The sequence below is a fragment of the Gordonia sp. SL306 genome, assembly GCF_026625785.1.
Lineage (GTDB): Bacteria > Actinomycetota > Actinomycetes > Mycobacteriales > Mycobacteriaceae > Gordonia.
Map to the genome: position 1 here is coordinate 3,051,189 of NZ_CP113063.1, position 21,250 is coordinate 3,072,438.

Annotated in this window: 20 protein-coding genes; 7 read left to right on the top strand and 13 right to left on the bottom strand. The window is 67.4% G+C overall.

Annotation, left to right across the window (positions count from 1 at the left end; translation table 11 throughout):
* Positions 1-95 precede the first annotated feature (95 nt).
* Entirely contained in the window at positions 96-1,310 is a 1,215-nt protein-coding gene (gene glp / locus OVA31_RS13875) for a gephyrin-like molybdotransferase Glp (protein WP_267627220.1), read from the bottom strand.
* 67 nt (positions 1,311-1,377) lie between these two features.
* Here glp and OVA31_RS13880 point away from each other — a divergent pair, with 67 nt between their 5' ends.
* On the top strand, positions 1,378-2,178 hold the full coding sequence (locus OVA31_RS13880) for an HAD-IIA family hydrolase (RefSeq protein WP_267627221.1): 801 nt from the start codon (positions 1,378-1,380) through the stop codon (positions 2,176-2,178).
* Between the two features lie 85 nt (positions 2,179-2,263).
* Here the strand turns inward: OVA31_RS13880 and OVA31_RS13885 are convergent, their stop codons facing one another.
* From OVA31_RS13885 to OVA31_RS13900, 4 genes are all read right to left on the bottom strand, one after another.
* The gene (locus OVA31_RS13885; protein ID WP_267627222.1) at positions 2,264-2,737 is read right to left on the bottom strand and encodes an SRPBCC family protein; all 474 of its coding nucleotides are present in this window, start codon (positions 2,735-2,737) and stop codon (positions 2,264-2,266) included.
* Between the two features lie 266 nt (positions 2,738-3,003).
* On the bottom strand, positions 3,004-3,432 hold the full coding sequence (locus tag OVA31_RS13890; RefSeq protein WP_267627223.1) for a DUF350 domain-containing protein: 429 nt from the start codon (positions 3,430-3,432) through the stop codon (positions 3,004-3,006).
* A 62-nt stretch (positions 3,433-3,494) separates the two neighbouring features.
* Positions 3,495-4,859 carry an NtaA/DmoA family FMN-dependent monooxygenase gene (locus OVA31_RS13895; RefSeq protein WP_267627224.1) on the bottom strand — a complete coding sequence of 455 codons (1,365 nt, stop codon included), beginning with the start codon at positions 4,857-4,859 and terminating at the stop codon, positions 3,495-3,497.
* The gene (locus tag OVA31_RS13900) at positions 4,856-6,100 is read right to left on the bottom strand and encodes an LLM class flavin-dependent oxidoreductase (protein WP_267627225.1); all 1,245 of its coding nucleotides are present in this window, start codon (positions 6,098-6,100) and stop codon (positions 4,856-4,858) included. Before OVA31_RS13900 ends, OVA31_RS13895 begins: the two co-directional genes overlap by 4 nt.
* 163 nt (positions 6,101-6,263) lie before the next feature.
* Between OVA31_RS13900 and OVA31_RS13905 the strand changes: the two genes are divergently transcribed.
* Both OVA31_RS13905 and OVA31_RS13910 read left to right on the top strand, forming a co-directional pair.
* Complete coding sequence (locus tag OVA31_RS13905) at positions 6,264-6,419, top strand: hypothetical protein (protein ID WP_267627226.1); 156 nt, start codon at positions 6,264-6,266, stop codon at positions 6,417-6,419.
* Entirely contained in the window at positions 6,416-7,561 is a 1,146-nt protein-coding gene (locus OVA31_RS13910) for an LLM class flavin-dependent oxidoreductase (RefSeq protein WP_420714038.1), read from the top strand. Before OVA31_RS13905 ends, OVA31_RS13910 begins: the two co-directional genes overlap by 4 nt.
* A gap of 90 nt (positions 7,562-7,651) precedes the next feature.
* Here the strand turns inward: OVA31_RS13910 and OVA31_RS13915 are convergent, their stop codons facing one another.
* Positions 7,652-8,764, bottom strand: a complete 1,113-nt coding sequence (locus OVA31_RS13915; protein ID WP_267627227.1) for an acyl-CoA dehydrogenase family protein — start codon at positions 8,762-8,764, stop codon at positions 7,652-7,654.
* Between the two features lie 51 nt (positions 8,765-8,815).
* Positions 8,816-10,012 carry an acyl-CoA dehydrogenase family protein gene (locus OVA31_RS13920; RefSeq protein ID WP_267627228.1) on the bottom strand — a complete coding sequence of 399 codons (1,197 nt, stop codon included), beginning with the start codon at positions 10,010-10,012 and terminating at the stop codon, positions 8,816-8,818.
* 169 nt (positions 10,013-10,181) lie between these two features.
* On the opposite strand from OVA31_RS13920, the gene OVA31_RS13925 reads away from it, so the two are divergent.
* Positions 10,182-10,796 (top strand): TetR/AcrR family transcriptional regulator, encoded by a 615-nt coding sequence (locus tag OVA31_RS13925; RefSeq protein WP_267627229.1) that lies wholly within the window; start codon positions 10,182-10,184, stop codon positions 10,794-10,796.
* Between the two features lie 31 nt (positions 10,797-10,827).
* Here OVA31_RS13925 and OVA31_RS13930 read toward each other — a convergent pair whose 3' ends face one another.
* Positions 10,828-12,099 (bottom strand): MFS transporter, encoded by a 1,272-nt coding sequence (locus tag OVA31_RS13930; RefSeq protein WP_267627230.1) that lies wholly within the window; start codon positions 12,097-12,099, stop codon positions 10,828-10,830.
* 89 nt (positions 12,100-12,188) lie between these two features.
* Here OVA31_RS13930 and OVA31_RS13935 point away from each other — a divergent pair, with 89 nt between their 5' ends.
* Together OVA31_RS13935 and OVA31_RS13940 are read left to right on the top strand one after the other, a co-directional pair.
* Positions 12,189-12,785 carry a TetR-like C-terminal domain-containing protein gene (locus tag OVA31_RS13935; protein ID WP_267627231.1) on the top strand — a complete coding sequence of 199 codons (597 nt, stop codon included), beginning with the start codon at positions 12,189-12,191 and terminating at the stop codon, positions 12,783-12,785.
* A 141-nt stretch (positions 12,786-12,926) separates the two neighbouring features.
* Positions 12,927-14,336: an amidase gene (locus tag OVA31_RS13940; protein WP_267627232.1), complete on the top strand. Its 1,410-nt coding sequence runs from the start codon at positions 12,927-12,929 to the stop codon at positions 14,334-14,336.
* A gap of 73 nt (positions 14,337-14,409) precedes the next feature.
* On the opposite strand, the gene OVA31_RS13945 is transcribed toward OVA31_RS13940, so the two are convergent.
* Positions 14,410-16,050, bottom strand: a complete 1,641-nt coding sequence (locus tag OVA31_RS13945) for a cation acetate symporter (protein WP_267627233.1) — start codon at positions 16,048-16,050, stop codon at positions 14,410-14,412.
* A complete protein-coding gene (locus tag OVA31_RS13950; protein WP_267627234.1) occupies positions 16,047-16,406 on the bottom strand; it encodes a DUF485 domain-containing protein in 360 nt (119 codons plus the stop codon). The genes OVA31_RS13945 and OVA31_RS13950 overlap by 4 nt, the downstream gene beginning before the upstream one ends.
* A gap of 355 nt (positions 16,407-16,761) precedes the next feature.
* On the opposite strand from OVA31_RS13950, the gene OVA31_RS13955 reads away from it, so the two are divergent.
* Positions 16,762-18,288: an HNH endonuclease signature motif containing protein gene (locus tag OVA31_RS13955; protein ID WP_267627235.1), complete on the top strand. Its 1,527-nt coding sequence runs from the start codon at positions 16,762-16,764 to the stop codon at positions 18,286-18,288.
* 36 nt (positions 18,289-18,324) lie between these two features.
* On the opposite strand, the gene OVA31_RS13960 is transcribed toward OVA31_RS13955, so the two are convergent.
* The 3 genes from OVA31_RS13960 to OVA31_RS13970 are packed head-to-tail and all read right to left on the bottom strand — an operon-like array spanning position 18,325 to position 21,238.
* Positions 18,325-20,067, bottom strand: a complete 1,743-nt coding sequence (locus OVA31_RS13960) for a cation acetate symporter (protein ID WP_267627236.1) — start codon at positions 20,065-20,067, stop codon at positions 18,325-18,327.
* Positions 20,064-20,444, bottom strand: coding sequence for a hypothetical protein (locus tag OVA31_RS13965; protein ID WP_267627237.1), 381 nt, complete (start codon positions 20,442-20,444; stop codon positions 20,064-20,066). Before OVA31_RS13965 ends, OVA31_RS13960 begins: the two co-directional genes overlap by 4 nt.
* The gene (locus OVA31_RS13970) at positions 20,441-21,238 is read right to left on the bottom strand and encodes a LytR/AlgR family response regulator transcription factor (protein WP_267627238.1); all 798 of its coding nucleotides are present in this window, start codon (positions 21,236-21,238) and stop codon (positions 20,441-20,443) included. Before OVA31_RS13970 ends, OVA31_RS13965 begins: the two co-directional genes overlap by 4 nt.
* Positions 21,239-21,250 lie beyond the last annotated feature (12 nt).

Below are 21,250 nucleotides of genomic sequence, written 5' to 3' on the forward strand. Positions count from 1 at the left end.
GTCTCAGCTTAGAGCGTGCCCGGCGGCGCTTCCGGTCTCGTCGCGCTTCGGCGACTTCCGTCACTGCACGGCGATGTCTCGGCGCCGACGACGTCTCACAGGACGATGACGTCGACCGCGGATCCAGCGGCCACCGACTCGGTCTCGGCGGGGACGTCGATCAATGCGTCTGCCCTGGCCAGGTAGCGCAGGTGATGCGAAGCCGGTGGGCCGATCGGGTCCACGACGGGAGTGCCGTCGTCGCCGTTGCCGAGGACCCCGCGCAGGAACTGCCGTTTTCCTCCGGGGGAGCGGATGTCGGTGGTGAGGTGCGCGGTGACCCGCGGGCGCTGCGACGGCAATCCCATCGCCGCGCGCAGCGGTGGGCGGATGAACACCTCGAACGACACGAGTGAACTCACCGGATTGCCCGGCAGCGTGACGATCGGAACCCGACGACCGCCGGGAGCGGAGTAATGACCGCATCCCTGTGGCATCCCGGGCTGCATCGCGACCTTGGTGAACTCGACGCCGGTGCCGGTCAGGGCATCTTTCACCACCTCGAAGGCGCCGGCACTCACCCCACCCGAGGTGATGATGACGTCGGCGTCATCGCTGATCTCGTCGAGTCGTGCGCGGAAGGCATCCACGTCGTCGGTGACATAGTGCAGGTGGGTGGCGTCGGCGCCCGCCTCGCGTGCCGACGCCGTCAGCATCGGACCGTTGGACTCGTAGATCTGTCCGTATCGCAGCGGTTCGCCGGGCGTCACCAGTTCGGAGCCGGTCGACAGCACGACGACCCGCAACCGTGGTCGCACCGACACCTCGGTGATGCCGAGCGCGGCGAGCAGGCCGATCTGCGGAGGACCGAGGCGGATGCCCGCGGGTATCGCCGCCTCGCCGGCCTCGATGTCGGAGCCGGCCCGGCGGATGTGTCTTCCCGGCGGCACCGACGCCCGGATCGCGACCCGGTCGACCGCGCCGTCGGTGGCCTCCACCGGGACCACGGCATCGGCACCCACCGGCATCGGCGCGCCGGTCATGATCCGATGAGCGGTCCCCGGGACCAACGTCAGCCGGTCGGTACGTCCCGCCGGGATATCCTGTTCCACCGGCAGTCGGACCGGGGATTCGTCTGTGGCCGAAGAGATCTCATCGGCGATCACGGCATACCCGTCCATCGCCGAGTTGTCGAATCCGGGCAGTCCCATCGGTGCGACGACCTCGGCCGCCGTCACGCACCCGAGGGCATCGACGACACGCGCAGTCGCGGGATCGGGGAGACCGAACAACGCGGCGACAATGGCCTGGTGATCCGACACCGATCGCATCCGCCCAGCATGCCATCCGGGCCCGTCGACCGTGCAGGGTGCCGCTGACGGGTCTAGATTTTTGAGCATGACTCTCGGGTTGCTGCTGGACATCGACGGGGTGTTGGTCACCTCGTGGAAAGCGCTGCCGGGAGCGGTGGAGGCGGCTGCCGAACTGGCTGAGCAGGGCTATCCGCGGATGTTCCTGACCAACACCACCTCGCGCTCCCGCGGCGAGATCGCCCAGGCGCTCAACGACTGCGGTTTCGACGTCGCCGCCGACGAGATCCTCACCGCGGCCAAACTGACCGCTGAATATCTCACCGCGAATCACCCGGGCAAGCGAGCGTGGGTGCTCAACGAGGGCCCCATCGCCGAGGACATGACCGGGGTCGAGCTGATCGACGAACCGGGCCGGGCGCAGGTGGTGGTCCTCGGCGGCGCGGGTCCGGTGTTCGATCACCGCGCCCTGTCGCAGGTCCTCGAGCTGATGGTCGCCGGGGTGCCGGTGGTCGCGATGCACCGGTCGATGACCTGGTCAACCGCGGACGGCCTCAGCATCGACACCGGCGTCTATCTCGAGGGCCTGGAGAAGGCGGCCGGACGGAAGATCAAGGCGATCGGCAAGCCGTCGCCGCTCGGGTTCCGTGCCGCGGTCGAGCTGATGCAACTCGAGCCCACGCAGGTCGTGATGGTGGGCGACGACATGCACAACGATGTGCTCGGTGCCCAGGCCGCCGCTCTCATCGGGGTGCTCGTGCGCACGGGGAAATTCCGCGACGACGCGCTACGGGCTTTGCAACGCGACGAATTCGGCCCGGTTCCGGATCACATCGTGGACTCGATCGCGGATCTGCCCGCCCTGATGCAGAAGCTCTCCGACCGGTAGTTTCCTGCCGGTCGACTAGCCGCGCTAACTCTGTCGGTCGAGTAGCCGCACGAGCGTAGCGAGCCGGCGTATCGAGCCCCCCGCGTCAGGCAGCCCGTGCCGCCGACGACTCCGCGGTCCGCTTGATCTTCTCGAGGGTCTCGGCCATGCCCAGCTTGAGCTCTGCCTCGAAGTTGGTGGTCCCGCCCATCATCTTGTCGACCAGGAACGACGACACCTTGGTGGTGCCGTTGCCGACCTCACGCTTCTCGGTCAGGCGAACGCCCGCACCGGAGGGCTCGATGGTGTAGCTCCACACCGTGCGGTTCTCGGCCACGCGGAACGCCAGTTCCTTGGCGGGGGAGAAGCGGACCACCTTCGCCGTCGTCGGCCACACCAGCGGGCCACGACGATTGATGTTCAGCGACCTCGTGCCCAATCCGATCGTTCCGCCCCGGATGATCATCTTCTTGCACTGCGGGCTCCACTCGCCCATGCGCTTGAGGTCGGAGATCACCGCCCAGACGTCCTCTGCGGAGGCGTTGATGTCGATGGATTCCTCGATCAGCGGCGCGGCCATGGTGTTCCCCTCGTGTCGTCGACCAGTCAGCGATGACCCTAAGAGCTTATTGAGCAACCGTCAATAGCCGGCAACGCTCGTCGATCGGGCACACAACCCCGCCGACTGTGCGCAGTTTCCCGCCGATCGGGCGCTCCAGCGCACGCTCGACGATGATCTGTGCACGCTCGACGAAGATCTGTGCACGCTCGACGAGGATGTGGGCACGATCGGCGGGGTGGGGAAACCGGGGGACGCGCAGTCTCGTCGCGCCCGGCATCAGCCCGTCAGAAACTCAGCGCCGCGCCGATCACTGCGCCGACCCCGACGAACACGGCACCGCAGATCCAGCCGGCCGGATGCTCGTCGTCGTCGAGCAGCAGGGTGCCCAGTTTGCCCGGCGTCAGCCAGTCGATCAGCACGAACGACCACATCATCACCGCGATGGCCAGCACCGTGTACGCGACCGTGTACAGGACGCCGCGCCACAGTTCGAGCGTCACCGAGTCGCGGACCCCCGCGACCATCACTATGGACAACCCGATCACCTGCGCGGTCGCCAGCATCACTGCGTTCCGGTTGTGGTCGAGCCAGATGAGGTTGCGCAATCGGCCGGGTGTGACGAGATCGAGAGCCGCGAACCCGAGGACGAGGACGGCGACTCCGACGATGCTGTATGCGGCGGCAGCTCCGAGGTTGTCGCGCAGTAGGTCCATCGTCGCTCCCGTCCCTGATCACCTGCCGCCAGGTGTCGTGTGCTGTAGGAGAACAGTAGCGATCAGCCGAGTCCGACCGGGGTGTTTGACCGACGGCGCGCGCCGAGCCCCAGATTCTCCCGCAGGGTGCGACCTTCGTACTCGGTGCGGTAGACGCCGAACTCCTGGAGATACGGCACCACCTCGTCGACGAAGCGGTCGAGGCCACCCGGGGTGATGTGCGGCACCAGGATGAAACCGTCACTCGCGTCTGACTGGACCAGATCATCGATCTCGCGCGCGACGGTCTCCGCCGATCCGACGAACGACTGCCTGCCGGTGACCTCGATGATGAGCTCGCGGGTCGTCAGATTCTCGGCGGCGGCGCGTTGTCGCCACTGAGCGGCCACGTCGCGGGGGTCGCGGTGGATGCGGACGCTGGCCCTGCCCTTGGCGACGGTGTTCTCGCCGGGAATCGGGTCGACCTCGGGAAGCGGCCCGTCCGGATCGTGGGCCGACAGGTCGCGGTTCCACAGCTGTTCGAGGAACTTGATCGCGGTCTGCCCGCTCACCTGTGCGAGGCGGACCTCATGGGCGAGGTCCGCAGCCTCGGCGTCGGTGTCGCCGAGGACAAAGGTGGCGGCCGGGAGGATCAGCAACTCGTCCCGACGACGGCCGTGAGATGGGAGGCGTCCTTTGACGTCGGCGTAGAACGCGCGACCGGCATCGCGGGTGGAGTGGCGCGAGAAGATGGCGTCGGCGCGGGCCGCCGCGAACTCGCGGCCCTCCTCGGAGTCGCCTGCCTGGAAGATCACCGGGCGTCCCTGCGGGCTCCGGGGCACCGCGAAGTGCCCGGAGATCGAAAACTGATCGTCGACGTGGTCGAACGCGCCTGCGTCGTCGCGACGCAGGAACCGGCCGGTCGCCTTGTCGGCCGGCACGTCGTCGTCGAGCCACGAGTCCCACAATTCGATGGCGGTCTCGAGGAATTGGCGGGCTCGCCGGTAGCGCTGGTCCTGGGGGAGGAATCCACCCCGACGGAAGTTCTGACCGGTGAACTCGTCCCACGACGTCACCACGTTCCACGCGGCGCGACCGTCCGAGAGGTGATCGAGTGTCGCGAATTGCCGTGCCACCTCCAACGGTTCGTTGAACGTGGAGTTGATGGTGCCTGCCAGACCGAGGTTCTCGGTGACGGCCGCCAGTGCGGCGAGGACGGTGAAGGTGTCCGGCCGCCCGACGACGTCGAGATCGTAGATCTCCCCGTGCTGTTCGCGTAGACGCAACCCTTCGGCGAGGAAGAGGAAATCGAAAAGCCCGCGCTCGGCGGTCTGGGCGAAGCGCGTGAACGAATCGAACTCGATGTGGCTACCGGAGTTCGGATCGCTCCACACCGTGGTGTTGTTGACGCCGGGGAAGTGCGCGGCGAGGTGGACCTGTTTCGTCATCGACGTCCCGCTCCTGTCGTGGTCGCTGTGGCCAGGGTGAACCGGTTGGCCGGGCGCGTGAGACCGAGCCGCTCGCGCAGACTCGGTGCGTCGGCGTCGTGGATCAGTCCGCGTCGCCGGAGTTCCGGCACGAGGTGTGTGGTGATCTGCAGCAGGTCGTGCGGAACCGTCGCCGGCCGGAGGCGGACGCCGGTGATCCCGGAGCCGGTGAGATCGGCGATGTGGTCGGCGAGGTCGGCAGTGGTCCCCGAGAAGACCGGCACCCCACCGGTGTACGGCGTGCCCAGCGCGTCGTCGAGCCGATCGCGGCGAACCTCGGCGGTCCGCTCGCGATCGTCGAGGTGGACGAGCAGGTCGGCGAACACGTGCACCCGCTCGTCCTCGCGCCCGGAGCGCACCTGCGCGTCCCGTACGGCGGCCACGGCACGGGTCGCGGCCGGCCGATCGTGGGCCGCGACGAACCCGATGTCGGCCGACGCGCCCACGAAGTCGACGGCGGCCGCGCCCGATGCGGTCGTTGCGGCGATGACGGGTTGCCCCTGCGGCGGCCGCGGGGTGATCGACGGTCCCCGGACCGAGAAGAAGCGTCCCTCGAAGTCGATGTAATGCAGCTTCGTCCGGTCGATGAACCGTCCGGTGGACATGTCCCGGATCTCGGCGCCATCTTCCCAGGAGTCCCACAGGCGTCGCAGAACCTCGACGTATTCAGTTGACTCGGAGAACAATTCGCGTTGTCGTTCGGCGGTCTCGGCCGGCAGCGTCCGCCTGCCGAACAGCCGCGCGTCCGGGTCGGTGTCGGCCACATCGACGATGACACCCGCACGTGCCCGACCGACGTAGTCGAGGGTGGCGATGGCCTTTGCGGCGTGGAACGGCTCGGTGTGTGTCGCGACCACGGTCGGTACCAGGCCGACGCGCGACGTGGTCGGTGCGACGCGTGCGGCCACCAGCACGGAATCGAGTCGTCCGGCGGCGAGTTCGGAGACCGGCCGGTCGAGGTCGTCGGTCGTCGGCGGTCGCAGGCGAAAGCTGTCGGCGATCGTCACCAGGTCGGCCCCGGCCCGATCCGCTTCGCCGACGAGGTCGGTCCAATAGCCCGCCGTGAGCAGGTCATCAGGGCGTGCGTCCGGTTCTCTCCAGGCGAGCGGATGCCAACCGGCACCGGCGAGGGCGATGGCCAGATGTGTTCCGAGAGTGGTCATGAGGGCACTTCCCGTATCGGTGGTACGTGGCGCGGTCATCGAGGACAACGTCGCGGCGGCGCCCGGACAACCGGATCCGGAGGGTCTCGATCAGTGTGAGTGCAAGTCTCGCCAAGACTCTCGTGGTGCGGCTTACTGGGTGATCGCCATCGATCTCACGCCGACGAACCCATCTCACGCCGACGAACCCAGGAGTGTGGCCATGTCGTGGCTGACCCGGGTGCTGGACACCCAGCACAACTATCTGCTCCGAGCTGTCTCAGGCCTCGCACCCGAGGCCGCGCATGCCACCGCGCTGTGTGCCGGACCGGACTGCTCGTGCGGTGCTGTCATCCCGGCGCACGGGGAGGCCTGGTGACCGGGCGTGCCTCGCGCGTTCCGCTGTCGGTCCTCGACCTCGCGCCGATCACCGAGGGCAGTTGCGCCGCCGACGCGATCCGGCGCAGCATCGAACTCGCCCGTCATGTCGAAGAGCTGGGCTACCGGCGGTACTGGTTGGCCGAACACCATTTCGTCTCCGTGGCCAGCTCATCCACGACGAGCCTCATCGCGCTGGTCGCGGCAGCGACCGATCACATCCGGGTCGGAAGTGCCGCAGTCCAGATCGGTCACCACACCGCGGCGTCGGTGGTGGAGGCGTTCGGCACGATCGATGCACTCCACCCGGGGCGGCTCGACCTCGGTCTGGGGCGATCGGGGCAGCGGCGCACCGAGGCCCTCTCGGCCGTCGCCGCCGGCCGACGCGTCACCGAACCACAGCCGGAACGATGGGTCGACGGACTCCTGATCCCGGAACCGTTTCCGATCGAGCAACTCCTGTCGTCGCCGCGGCTGGCGACGATGAGCAGCGCGCTTGCGTTCGAGGGTGCGCGGCAGCCGGATTTCGCCGACGCCGTCGACGACGTGCTCGCGTTGCTGGGCGGGCGCTTTCGCATCGACGACCTCGAGGTCCGTGCCGTCCCGGGCGAGAATGCCGACCTCCAGGTCTGGATCTTCGGCAGCAGCAAGGGGCAGAGCGCGGCGGTCGCGGGCGCGTCCGGATTGCCGTTCGTGGCCAACTATCACGTCAGTCCGGCCAGTGTGCTGGAGGCCGTGGAGGCCTACCGTGCCGCGTTCCGGCCATCGGCACGGCTCACCGAACCCTATGTCGTCGTGTCGGCGGATGTGGTGGTCGCCGACGACGACGAGACCGCGACGCATCTGGCCTCGACCTACGGTCACTGGGTGTACGACATCCGCAGCGGTCACGGGGCGACGGACTACCCCGATCCCGCGACGGCGCCACCGCTGACCGATCAGCAGCTCCGCGTCGTCGCGGATCGGACCCGTACCCAGTTCGTCGGCGCGCCGGAGACGGTCGTCGGTGGCCTCGAGACCCTGGCGCGAGCGACCGGCGCCGACGAGCTGGTGATCACCAGCGTCACACACGATTTCGAGGACCGTAAACGGTCGCACCAGCTCCTCGCCGAGGCCTGGGGGCAGCGCCGCGGCGAGGAGTGACGAGACTGCCCGGAAACGACAGGGCCCCCGCCCGTTTCGGGATGATTCCCGAAACCTCGGCAGGGGCCTGTGCGGTCAGTTCGAACCGACTCAGCCGATCATCACCATCTCGTGGTCGCCGACCGAGCGTGCCAGCACCGACACGTGATCGGCGGCGTCGCCGAGGGTGTGCGAGATCGCGGTCAGTCGGCTCAGGTAGTGGCCGACCGGGTACTCGGCGGTCATACCGATACCGCCGTGCATCTGCACCGCCTCCTGTCCGATGACCCGGCCCGAGCGGCAGATCTGCAGCTTCGCCCGCGACGCGATGGCGGGGTCGCAGATGCCGTCGGACAATGCGGTCGTCGCATACAGGCTCATGCTGCGTGCCAACTCCAGCTGGGCGTACATGTCCGCGGCGCGCTGGGTCAGTGTCTGGAACTGGGACAGCGTGACACCGAACTGCTTGCGGGTCTTCAGATATTCGACGGTGAGGTCGAGAGCGCGCTCCATGGCGCCAACGGCCTCGGCGCACAACGCAGTCTGGATGCCGACCTCGGCGTCCGCGATGACCTGGGTCGCGTCGCCGCTGCCCAGGCGAACCGCTGCGGCGTCGGTGAACTCGACCTGTGCGCCTCGACGCCGGTCGTGGGTGCGGTAGGGAGTCCGCGAGACGCCCTCGGCGTCCGCGTCGACGAGGAACAGGCCGACACCGTCGTCGGTGCGTGCCGACACGACCAGCTTGTCCGCGCAATCACCATGTCCGACCAGGGTTTTGGTGCCATTGAGTTTGCCGCCGTCGGCGGTGGTGGCGACCTTCGCGCCCGGCCAGCGGTCGCCGGGCTCGAGGTGTGCGAAGGCCATCAGCAGCTCACCCGACGCCAGCCCGCCGAGGATTTCGGCGCGAGTGTCGGCATCGGCGGTCGCGGCGACGAGCGACCCCGGGACGAGTACGGCGTCGAGGTACGGCTCGGGTGCCAGCGCGCGACCGAGCTCCGTCATGACGCTCGTGAACTCCACCGGGCCTGCGCCCATGCCGCCGTCGTCCTCGGGAAAGGTGAGGCCGAGGATGCCGATGTCGGCCAACGACTTCCAGACACCCTTGTCCCAGCCGAGTTCGGTGTCGGTGACCGCGCGGACCGTCTCGATGTCGTACTTGCGGGTCAACACCTCGCGAACGGTGTCGCGCAGCATCGTTTGTTCGTCGGATAGTGCGAAATCCATGAAAGGTTCCCAGGTTCTCGTGTGTAGTGAAAGGTTCTGTGCGGTGGCCTTTTACAGGCCCAGCACGGCCTTGTCGATGATCTGACGCTGAACTTCCGACGATCCGCCGTAGATACTGACCTTGCGATAGTTGAGGTAGGTCGGTACGGACAGCTGCGCCCACTCCGGTGACGCGATGTCGGCGGTGCCATTGGCGGCGGACGCATCCAGGCCGGCAACCGGCAGTGAGTCGGGGCCGGCGATGTCGGCGAGCAGCTCCATGGCCTCCTGCTGCAACTGGCTGCCACGAAGCTTCAGCAGCGACGACGCCGGGTTCGGCTTCCCGTCCGCCGACGACGCGGCCACGCGCAGCTGGGTCACCTCGAGGGCGAGGAGGTCGTTCTCCAGCTCGGCCAGGCGGGTTGCGAGCAGCGGATCCTCCAAGAGAGTGCCGCCGGACGCGGTCGTGATCTGGCGCGCGAGTTCTTTCGCCTTGGCGAGCTTGGTCTTGGTGTAGCCGATGCGGGCGATGCCGCTGCGCTCGTTGCCGAGCAGGAACTTGGCCTGGGTCCAGCCCTCGTTCTCCTTGCCGACGAGGTTCTCGACCGGCACGCGGACGTCGTTGAAGAAGACCTCGTTGACCTCGAAACCGCCGTCGATCAGCTGGATCGGGCGCAGTTCCACGCCGGGGGTGTCCATCGGGAACAGCAGCATGCTGATGCCGGCCTGCTTCTTGACGTCCGGATCGGTGCGCACGAGGCAGAAGATCCAATCGGCGAACTGGCCGAGCGTGGTCCACGTCTTCTGGCCGTTGACGATGTAGTGGTCACCGTCGCGGACCGCGCGGGTCTTGAGTGATGCGAGGTCCGAACCGGCCTCGGGCTCGGAGAAGCCCTGGCACCACCAGATGTCGAGGTTGGCGGTCTTGGCCAGGAAGCGTTCCTTCATCTCCGGCGAACCGAACTGCGCGATGACCGGACCGATCATGCCGACGTTGAACGGCAGCATGTCCGGGACGTGCATCAGGCTCATCTCCTCGCGGTAGATGTGGCTCTGGATGGGGGTCCAGTCGCGGCCACCCGACTCGACCGGCCAACCCGGCGTCGCGACGCCGTGCTCGTTCAGGATGCGGGTGGTGGTGACGAGGTCGTCCGGGTAATTCAGCTTGCCCGCCTCTGACCGACGCCGGAGGTCTTCGGGGACTTTCGCGAAGATCGCCCGCAACTCATCGCGGAACGCCTCTTCTTCGGGACTGAATTTCAGCTGCATGAGTTCTGTCTTACTCCTGGTCGGCGGGCGTGGGATGCAGACGTGAAAACGCGGTGGTGATGCTCGTACGCGTCTGCTGACTAAGCGCTTGCTTAGTGATACTGTGCACTATGCCGCGACCAGCGGCCCATGTCAATGTCAGCGGATCATCGAAACGGAGGCCGGCGACATGTCAGTCGTGGAACCGCCGCCCCGTGCCGTCAGTGCGCGCTCACGGTTGCTGCGAGCCGCGGTGGAGGCGTTCGCGGCACAGGGATTCGACGCGACGACCACCCGCGACATCGCGACCGGGGCGCAGATGAGTCCGGCGGCGGTGTACGTGCACTTCCGGTCCAAGGAAGAGGTGCTCTACGAGCTCTCCGACGCCGGGCACCGCTCGTTCCTGGAGTTGATCGATGCCGCCGACGATCCCGCGCACCCGCCTGCCGCGCGGCTGCGGGCCGTGATCGGCGCGCTGGCAGCTCACCACGCCCGTGATCATGTGTGGTCCAGGGTCGTCAACTACGAGTTGGACTCGCTCTCGGCGGAGCATCGTGACGCCATCGCGGTGATGCGCAAGGAGGTCGCGCGACGTGTCGGCGCGATCGTCGACGCGGGCATCGCCTGCGGAGCCTTTGACGTCGACGACCCGCAAGCGACCACGACGCTGCTGCTGTCGATGGGAGTCGATGTCGCGCGCTGGTATCGGGAGTCCGGCGCGATGACGCCGGAACAGATCGGTGAGTTCCAGGCGGAGATGGCTGCTCGGATCGTCGGCGCTCGGGTGGACAGCTCACCGACGTGACGCCTCGATGTGGGCGACGCGGGCGAGCGTGTCAGCGCCCCACTGAGATCGTGCGGTCGGAGATGGTGCGGTCGGACTCCGCCGCGACGCTCGTCGCCGAGTCGCCGCTCCTCGCCGACCGGCGGCGGATACCGGCGGTCACGAGTGCACCGACCACCGCCAGCAACAGCACGTAGGCCACGTAGCCGACGACGGTCTCCTGCAGGCCGATGTGGGAGACCACGAGTCCGGCCACCACCGCGGGCAGGCTGAAGGCGAGGTAGCTCGCCACGAATACCGACGAGAAGACCTGTCCGCGTTGCTGAGCGGGCGTCGCCGCGATGATGCTGTCCAGCGCGCCGAGGAAGGTCGCGGCGAAACCTGCGCCCGCCACGATCGAGCCGACGATGTAGAGCGGTAGGGCCTCCATGAGCACGCCCGACAGTGAGATGACCGCACCGCCGGCCAGGGCGGGATAGCCGAAAGCCAGCTTGGTGCCCGCCTCGCGTCCGGTGATCGTCAGCGAGGTGAGAGCCGCGGAGGCGAAGAAGACGAAGAGCAGCACTCCGGCTTCGGCGTGATTCTCGACGCCGAAGACGCGTGCCACGACCGACGAGCCGAGCGACAGGTAGAGCCCGCCGAGCGACCAGGTAGCGACCAGCGCGGGCACCGCGGCGAAGAACACCCGGCGGACCGGGGCGGGCAGATGCACTCTCGGAGCGAGCGTGGCGACGAGGTGTCGCCGGGAGGTGAAGCCGATTCGCTCGGAGGTCTCGGGCACGATGAGCAGAGCGATGAGCAATGCCGCGAACAACCCGAGGATCACCTCGTAGATCAGGAATCGCGGGGCAGGCGCGTACTCGACGAGGAGACCGGCGACCGCGACGCCGCCGGCGAGTCCGATGGTCGGTGCGGCCCCGGTGATCGCCGACCCGAGTCGGGGTGTCGGCTGCAGATCGACGACGGTCGCGGTCAGTGTCCCCATCGCGGCGCCGGTCGCGAGGCCCTGTAGTGCGCGGGCGGCCAACAGGACGCCGACGTTGTCGGCCGCGACGAACAAGATCATGCTCGCGATCAACAGGGCGAGCGCCACTGCGAGCACTGGTCGTCGGCCGATGTGGTCGGACAGCGAGCCCACGGTGAGCAGGCTTGCCAGCATCGTGGCCACATAGATCGCGAAGACCGCGGTCAGGGTGAACGCCGAGAACCCCCAGAGTTCCTGATAGACGGGATACAGCGGTGATGGCGCGGCAGAGGAGAACAGGACCATCACGAAAGTGGCCGTGACCACCCAGAACGCGCGATGCGGGTGCAGTCGAGTCATCTCATCTCCCTAAAGCAAAGAAATTTGCGTTAGATTCAAAGTAGCCACACCCACCCACTAAAGCAACTCGATTTGCAATAATGACAGACATGAGTGGTTCCAGTGCAGCGGCGAATGCCCATCCCGGCGGTTCCAGGCGCCCGGGTGGTCGGAGCGCGCGGGTGCAGTCGGCGGTATACGCGGCGGTCGGGCAGCTCGTCGGTGCAGGCCGGCGTGACACCATGACGATCCCCGAGGTGGCGGAGCTCGCCGAGGTGAACCCCACCAGCATCTACCGGCGATGGGGGTCGATCGAGACGCTGCTCGGTGAGGTGGCCGTCGCCGCACTCACCCAGGGCGAGCCGTTACCCGACACCGGTGTGCTCGACGTCGATCTCGCCGAGTGGTCGAAGATCATCGCCGCCGACATCGGGCGCCCGAAGCGGCGGGCGTATCTGCGTGCCATGGTGTTCGCCCGCAACGATGTGGTCGAGGAGTGTCCCTGCTGGGAGATCCGCCGCGAGCAGGCCGAGGAGATGGTCGGGCGGTCGGTCGCACGTGGCGAGACGACGCCGTCGGTACGCCAGATCCTCGACCACGTCATCGCGCCGCTCTATCACCACGCCGTCTTCGGTCTGGCCCTCGACGACACCTACGCGGAGGATCTGGCCGCCGATGTGATGGCCATGACCGGCAGCAGGCACTGAGGCTGCAACCCCCGCCACCCCTGTTGATCGAGTAGGCACCGAGCGCAGCGAGGCGCCGTATCGAGATCACCCACCCCGATCACCCACCCCGACATCACCAAGCCATGGCCGATCGACATCGCCGGCGGCTACGCTCCCCGCATGAAGAACGTCCACGCATTCGGCGACGACGCGCTCGGCGACCTCGACGGTGTGGGGGTTGCGGCCGCGATCCGATCGGGCGAGATCTCCGCCGCCGAAGCACTCGATGCCGCCCTCGCCCGGATCGACGCGGTCAACCCGCGGCTGAACGCGATCGCCGTCGACGATCGGGATCGGGCCCGGAAGCGGGCCGCGGAAGACGATTTCCCGGCCGGTTCGTTCGCTCGGGTGCCGTCGATCATCAAGAACAACACCCTGTTCGAGGGTCTGCCGGTGGGTAATGGTTCGGCTGCGATGCCCGACCTGCCGGCCAAGGGCAACGAACCGTTCACCGAGCAGTTCCTCTCGACGGGCGTCAACATCGTCGGGGCGTCCACGCTGCCGGCCTTCGGGCTCACCGCGACAACGGAATTCGTCGACCGCGATCCCACCCGCAACCCCTGGGACACCGACTACTCCTCCGGCGCGTCGTCGGGCGGGTCGGCCGCACTGGTGGCCGCCGGTGCGCTGCCCGTCGCCCACGGCAACGACGGCGGCGGTTCCATCCGGATTCCCGCCGCGGCCTGCGGGCTGGTGGGGCTCAAGCCGTCTCGCGGGCGGGTGGCGCCGTCGCCGACCGGCCAGATCCTCCCGGTGGACATCATCTCCAACGGCATCCTGAGCAGAACCGTCCGCGACACAGCGCATTTCATCGACGACGCCGAGAAGTTTCGGCCGCCGTCGGGGCTCCCGACGGTGGGTCTCGTGGAGGGTCCGGGCACGCGACGGCTGCGGATCGGGTTGATCAACGACACCGTGACCGGAACTCCGATTGACACCGACACGATGGCCGCGCTCTCGTCGGCCGTCGACCTGCTCACCTCGCTGGGGCACGATGTCGAGGTGACCCCCGTCCCGTTGGACGAGACATTCGTCCGGCAGTTCACCGACTACTGGTCGATGCTCGCATGCTCGATGCACCGTCTCGGAAGACTCCTGGTGGGCAAGGACTTCGACGCCGACGCGCTCGATCCGTTCACCGTCGGCCTGTCGCGGCGGTATCTGCGCGCGTTCTGGCGAACCCCGTCGACGATAGTGGGACTCAAACGTGCCACCGCGAGGTTTCGCACCGCGTTCGACGGGTTCGATCTCCTCGTGTCGCCGACCTTGTCGCACACCACGCCGAGGATCGGCTACCTCGATCCCGGTGGCGATTTCGACGAGATCTTCGAGCGGCTCGTGCACTACGTCGCCTTCACGCCGGCCAACAACACCACCGGCACCCCGGCCATCAGTCTTCCGATGAGTCGGAGTTCCGATGGGCTTCCCGTGGGCATCCACTTCTGCGCCGACATGGGCCGCGAACGCCTGCTGCTGGAGTTGGCCTTCGAGGTCGAGGCGGCCCGGCCGTTCGCGCGAATCCAGGACTGACACGAACAGAGGTTGCATTCTGGTCCGGTATCCGGACCAGAATGCAACCTCTGGGGTCGGTCGAGCGTGCGAGTCAGTGCGAAACAGCCTTTTCGGCACCGACTCCGGTGAGTGAACGCACCTCCATCTCGGCCTTGCGTTCCGGTGTGCCCACGTCGGACGGCGATGTGAACGTTCCGACGATGCCGAGGATGAAGCCGATCGGGATCGACACGATGCCCGGATTGGCCAGCGGGAACCACGCGAAGTCGGCGCCCGGGATCATCGCCGTCTCCGAGCCGGAGACGGCCGGGGAGAAGATGATCAGCACGATCGTCGAGATCAGGCCACCGTAGATGCTCCACAGTGCGCCGCGGGTGTTGAATCGCTTCCAGTACAACGAGTACAGGATGGTCGGCAGGTTTGCCGCCGCGGCGATCGCGAAGGCAAGGGCCACCAGGAAGGCGATGTTCTGCCCGTTGGCGAGGATGCCCAGGATGATGCCCATGATGCCGAGCACGACGACGGTGTAGCGGGACACCCGGACCTGATCTTCCTCACTTGCCGTGCCGCGCTTGATGACACTTCCGTAGATGTCGTGTGCGAACGAGGCCGATGCGGTGATGGCCAGCCCGGCGACGACGGCGAGGATGGTCGCGAACGCCACCGCGGAGATGATCCCGAGGAGTACCACGCCCCCGAGTTCGAACGCGAGCAGCGGAGCCGCCGAGTTCTGTTTGCCTGCCGCCGCCATGATCTTGTCGGGACCGACCAGGGCCGCCGCGCCGTACCCCAGGACCAGGGTGAACAGATAGAACGCGCCGATCAGTGCGATCGCCCAGACCACCGATTTCCGAGCCTCTTTCGCGGTCGGCACGGTGTAAAAGCGCATCAGCACATGCGGCAGTCCCGCGGTGCCGAGCACGAGGGCGATGGCCAGCGACACGAAGTTGATCTGCGACTCGAAGGAGCCGCCGTACTGCGCGCCGGGCGCGAGAACGTCACGGGCGGCGATCTTCTCGTCGGCCGATCCGGCGATAGCGTCCTGCGCCGAGCCGAGGATGCTCGACAGGTTCATGCCGAACTTGGCGAGCACGATGAACGTCATGATCGCGGCACCGGCGATCAGCAGGACCGCCTTGATGATCTGCACCCAGGTGGTGCCCTTCATGCCGCCGACGAGGACGTAGACGATCATCAGCGCACCGACAGCCGCGATCACGATCGACTGTCCGACGCGGCCTTCGATGTCGAGGAGCAGCGCGACCAGGCCGCCCGCGCCGGCCATCTGAGCGAGCAGGTAGAACAGCGAGACCGCCAGGGTCGAGATCGCGGCCGCCAGGCGCACCGGGCGTTGACGGAGTCGGAAGCTCAGTACGTCGGCCATGGTGAACTTGCCGGTGTTGCGCAGTAATTCGGCCACCAGGAGCAGCGCGACGAGCCACGCCACCAGGAACCCGATCGAGTAGAGGAAGCCGTCGTAGCCGTAGACGGCGATGGCTCCTGCGATGCCGAGGAAGCTCGCCGCGGACAGATAGTCGCCCGCGATGGCGACACCGTTCTGGGGTCCGGAGAAACCTCGTCCGCCGGTGAAGAAGTCGGCCGCCGACTTGTTGTTCTTGCTCGCCCGGATCACCACGTACATGGTGATCGCGACGAAGGCGAGGAAGATCGAGATGCTGGCCGCCGGGTTGCCGACCGCGGCCGCCACGACCTGGGTGTGTGAGGTGCTCATGAGTTGACCGGCCCTTCCATCTCGTCACGGATCGCTTCGGCGCGGGGATCGAGGTCGCGATTCGCGAAGCGCACATACAGCCCGGTGATGACGAAGGTGGTCACGAACTGCAGCAGGCCGAGGATCAGTCCGACGTTGATGTTGCCCCAGACCTCGGTCGCCATGAAGTCGTGGGCGAATGCTCCGAGCAGCACGTAGAGCGCGTACCAGAGCAGAAAGAACGCCGTCATCGGAAAGACGAATCGGCGCAGGCGACTGCGGAGATCCTGGAACTGCGGACTGGCCTGCACCTCCAGGAACTGTTCGCCGGTCGGCGGGTGCGGTACCGCGCCGGGTGGCTGTTCGATGGTGGACACGTCTGCCTCCTACGGGGACTGTGATGACACTCTGAACTGGGAGAGTATTGAGGGCCAGGTCACAAGAGAATGAGGTGGCGTGGGTCACACGCCGAAGCCCGATGACTCTGCGCCGGGCGGTCGATGTCCGGCGACGAACGGTCGGGCGGTGATGACGGCCCATCCCGTTGGTCGAGTAGCCCGCGAACGGAGTGAGCGTGCGTATCGAGACCACCCTCCACCGGCCCAGTGATTCCTGTCGGTGCCCCGCGATAGTCTGTGTCCAGTTGATCTCCACGAGGGCTTTGCGTATTCGATGACGGGCAGATGTTGTTGGTGTCCTGTCGATTTCGTCCAGTGAGGCCTGCTCGTGTTCGTGTTCACCGATCCTGTCGCCGACGATGCGGCGCTGTCCTGCGCCCCGTCGTCCGAGCTGGCGGGTACGGCGCGTGATGCATTGCGGTTGAGTCGGCAGGCCGAGGCCCGTTCGCTGCTCGCGGCCCATCGGCTTGGGCAGTCGGTGTACGACGAGATGTTGGCGTCGCTGGATCCCGAACGACAGATGATGGTGCGCAACCCCGCCGACAAGGCGGCTATCGGCGAGATATCGCTGCAGTTGGGCATCTCCCGGAAGAAGGCGGGCACCTGGTTCAATCTCGGCGAGGCGTTGCGGTGTCTGCCGAAGATCCGGATGGCATATCTGGCGGGTGATTTCAGTACGCATCGGATGTCGGTGATGGTCTATGCGGCACGGTCGGCGCCCGAGGTGCCGATCGGCGACAATGCGCCGGAATCGGAGCCCACTGTCGGTGCCGAGGATGCCGACCCGGCAGACGCCGACGTCACGTCTGACGACCCGGTCGAGAGTGATCCGGCCGAGGACGCCACCACCGCAGAACCCGATTTCGAGGACATCGCACTGGACTTTGCATCGCGCCCGTCCACCGACAAGGTGCTGCGTGACGAACTCGAAGAGGCGGTCATCAGTCTGGATCCGGAGGGTGCCGCCGAGGCGCGTGACGGATTTGCCGACGCGTGGCAGAACGTCACCATCACCGACGACTCATCCGGTCACGCCAACATCGACGCATGTGTGCCGGCCGAGGACGCGGTGTTCCTGCGTGAGCGGATCGGTGCGTTGATCGCCGAGCGGGTGTGTCGCCGCGATCCTCGCACGATCGGCCGCCGCCGCGTGCTCGCATTGGCGGAGCTGCTCGGGGTGCCTGGCAAGAAGCTGACGTGTGCATGTGGTCTGGACGAATGCCCGATGCGCGCGCCTGATGCCACGACGGACGAGCAGGCTTCGGCGATGCATGTCCCGACCGACGTCGCGGACGATCGTCACGGGAGTTCACGCGCACCCGCAGAACCGCCGCCGTGGACGCTCGTCGTCGATCCGACCGGTGTCGAGGTGCCCCGACTACGTGGCTTCGGGGCCATCGATCCGTCCTTGGCGGCCACCTTGTCTCCGCGAGCCTCGCTGATCACGCTGCCTTCGCACCTGATCCGCAGGCGCTCCGGACTCGTCGTCGTCGGCGAACGTGGACCGGCACCGCCGGTGGACCCGACCGGGCACGGCGGGTTCGAGCATCCACCGACCGGCGCGTTGACCCACACACCGTCGGAACGGTTGCGTCACGAGGTCCTGTTGTCGGACCTCATCTGTCGATACCCGTTCTGCGGCATGCCGTCTCACGATTGCGAACTCGACCACATCGTGAAGTTCGATCATGCCGACCCGCACGCCGGCGGGTGGACGGTGGCGTTCAACCTGGCTCCTTTGTGCCGGCCCGACCATCACCGCAAACACCTCGGCCGATGGCGACCCACCATGAACACCGACCGCACCATCACGTGGCGTGACGCCACCACGGGACAGGAGATCACCACCCACCCCCGCTGACCCACGCGCACAGACGTGGCCGACCACGCCGGACGACTACTCCTTCGGCAGCCGTTCGATGCCCATGCCGAGGCGTTCCGGCACATGCATCCGCGCGAAGGTCCGGGCGAGGTCGACGGGCAGGTGCGCTCGGGTGGCGAGACTGACCACGATCATGGTGGCGAATGCGAGGGGTACGGTCACCGCGGCCGGGTATCCGATGATCATGGCCGGCCAGCCGCCGAGTACCTCGTTGTCGACCACACCCGCGATCGCCAGGCTCGTCGCCGCCCCCGACGAGAACCCGCCGACCACCAGGCCGGCGACGGCGCCGGGAGCGGTGAGGCCCCGCCACCAGATGCCCAGCACCAGAAGGGGACACAATGTGGACGCAGCGACCGCGAATACCAGGCCAACGGTCCGCGACAGTTCGAGGGAGGTGGCGGCGAGCGACAGCCCGATCGGGATCAGTCCACCGATCACCGCCGCCAGCCGGAAGTCGCGGACGCGCCCGCGCAGTACGTCGGTGGCGAGCGCTCCGGCGACGCTGACCAGCAGGCCCGACGACGTCGCGAGAAAGGCGGCGATGGCGCCCGCGGCAACCAGAGCCGCGAGGAACTGTCCGGCCACCCCGCCGACCGCTGCGCTGGGCAACAGCAGGACCGCGGCGTCGGCGGTGCCGGTGATCAGCAGTTGCGGCACATACAGCCGGGCGAAGACTCCGAGCAGCGTGGGGAACAGATAGAACAGCGCCAGCAACGCGATCACCGCGAGCGCGGTCCGGCGTGCCGACCGGCCGTCGGGATTGGTGTAGAAGCGCACCAGCACATGTGGGAGTCCCATGGTGCCGAGGAACGTCGCGACGATGAGCGACAGCACCTCGAACAGTGGTTGGCGCCCGCCGAGTCCGCCACCCGAGGCGATCCAGTCGGCCCCGGTGGTCGGGGCGCCCTCGACCACCGGGGTGGCCGCGCCCGCATCGAGGTGGATCACGGTACCGGCGGCCAGATCGTGTGGCCCGGTGGCGGTGATCGGCGCGGCCTCGACATGCTCACCGTCGAGTGTTCCCGTCACGGTCAGGCCTGATGTCTCGGTGACCGTGACCGTGACGGCGGTGGTGATGTCGACCGTGGTGGCCTGCGCCACGCGTGGTGGTGCAGGCGCACCGAGTTCTGCACGGTCGGAGAAGAACACAGCGAGCAACGCCAGCGCGGGCACCGCGATCGCGGTGAGCTTGAGCCAGTACTGAAATGCCTGGACGAAGGTGATCGACCGCATGCCACCCCCGACGACGTTGACGATCACGATCGTGCCAACCGCCACCACACCGATCCACACGGGCGCACCCAGCAGGATGTTCAGGGTGAGTCCCGCACCCTGCAGCTGGGGGATCAGGTACAGCACACACACCACCACCACGACCATCATCGAGGCGAGCCGGGCGGTCGGGGAGCTCAGCCGGAACTCGGCGAAGTCGGGCACCGTGTACGCGCCGGACCGACGGAGTGGGGCCGCTACGAACAACAGCAACCCCAGATACCCGGCGGTGAATCCGACCGGGTACCACAGCGCGTCGGCGCCGTACTTGGCCACCAAGCCGGCGACACCCAGAAAAGATGCGGCCGAGAGATATTCGCCGGAGATCGCTGCGGCATTCCAGCGGGACCCGATGCTGCGCGAGGCGACGAGGAAGTCAGAGGTGGTCCGCGAGAGTCGGCCGCCGTACGCGCCGACGGCGACGGTCGCGACGGCCGCGAGCCCCAGTGCCACCGCGGTGAGCGCGTCGACGTCGGTGCTCACGGCTGGTCGCGTTCGTCGTCGACGAGCCCGACGAAGTCGCGTTCGGCCTGTTCGGCGAACCGCACGTAGATCCGCCCGGTGACGTACAGCAGGGGATAGAGCACCAGCGCCAGGATCAGCCAGTTGAGGCGGATCCCGAGCACGCTGACAGTGGTGAGCCACGGAAAGATGGTGCCCACCACCGGGATCGCGACGATGATGGCGACCACACTCACCGCCAGGCGCAGGGCGAGCCCCAACTGCGCTCGCATCAGCCCCCGCACCAGGGCGTCGCCGACCTCGGTCTGCTCCTGGACCTCGACGCGCGTGCGGACCATCCGCGCGCCGCGCCGGCGCGACAAGACCACCCGTTCCCGCTGCGGCTGCTGACCGGTCATCGCTGTGCCGGGTCGTCCGAACTCGACTTGAGCTCGCGCATCGGATCGCGGATCAGCAGATCCTTGAGCTCCCGGAGCTGACGGCGACTCACCGGCAGTTCGACCGCGGCCGAGGCCCCGTGAGCCCGAACGCACACGACTGTCGTGGAACCGCTCGTGCGTAGACCGGTCACCATCGGCAACGCCACCAGATAGGATCGGTGGACGCGCTGGAACCCGTGATCCTGCCAGCGGGATGCCAGGGTGGACAACGGGATTCGAACGAGATGAGCGCCCGACTCCGAATGCAGCCGAGCATAGTCGCCCACCGCCTCCACCCACGAGATGCTGTCGCGGCGGACCAGTGATGTGACGCCCGACAGCTCCACCGGGATCACCTCGTCGGTGCCGGTCACCCCCGGCGGAACCGGTTCGGCGTGGCCGGAGGTCTCGCGGACCGCCAGCACGCGGGAGATCGCTTGCGTGAGCCGTTCGTCGCGCAACGGCTTGAGGAGATAGTCGACGGCACCGACCTCGAAGGCGTCGACCGCCTTGTCGTCGTGGGCGGTCACGAACACGACGGCCGGCGGGTCGGCGTACTTGGTCAGCACACCGGCGAGCTCGAGCCCGGAGAGCCCGGGCATGTTGATGTCGAGGAAGATCGCGTCGACACGATGCTCGTTGAGCTGGCGCAGCGCGTGGGTGGCGTCGCCTGCACTGAGCACCTCGTCGACCTCGGGCCGGCGCTCGAGCAGGTAGATCAGTTCGTCGAGCGCTGGAGGCTCATCGTCGACGGCAAGGACCACCAACGACATTCGAGCACCTCC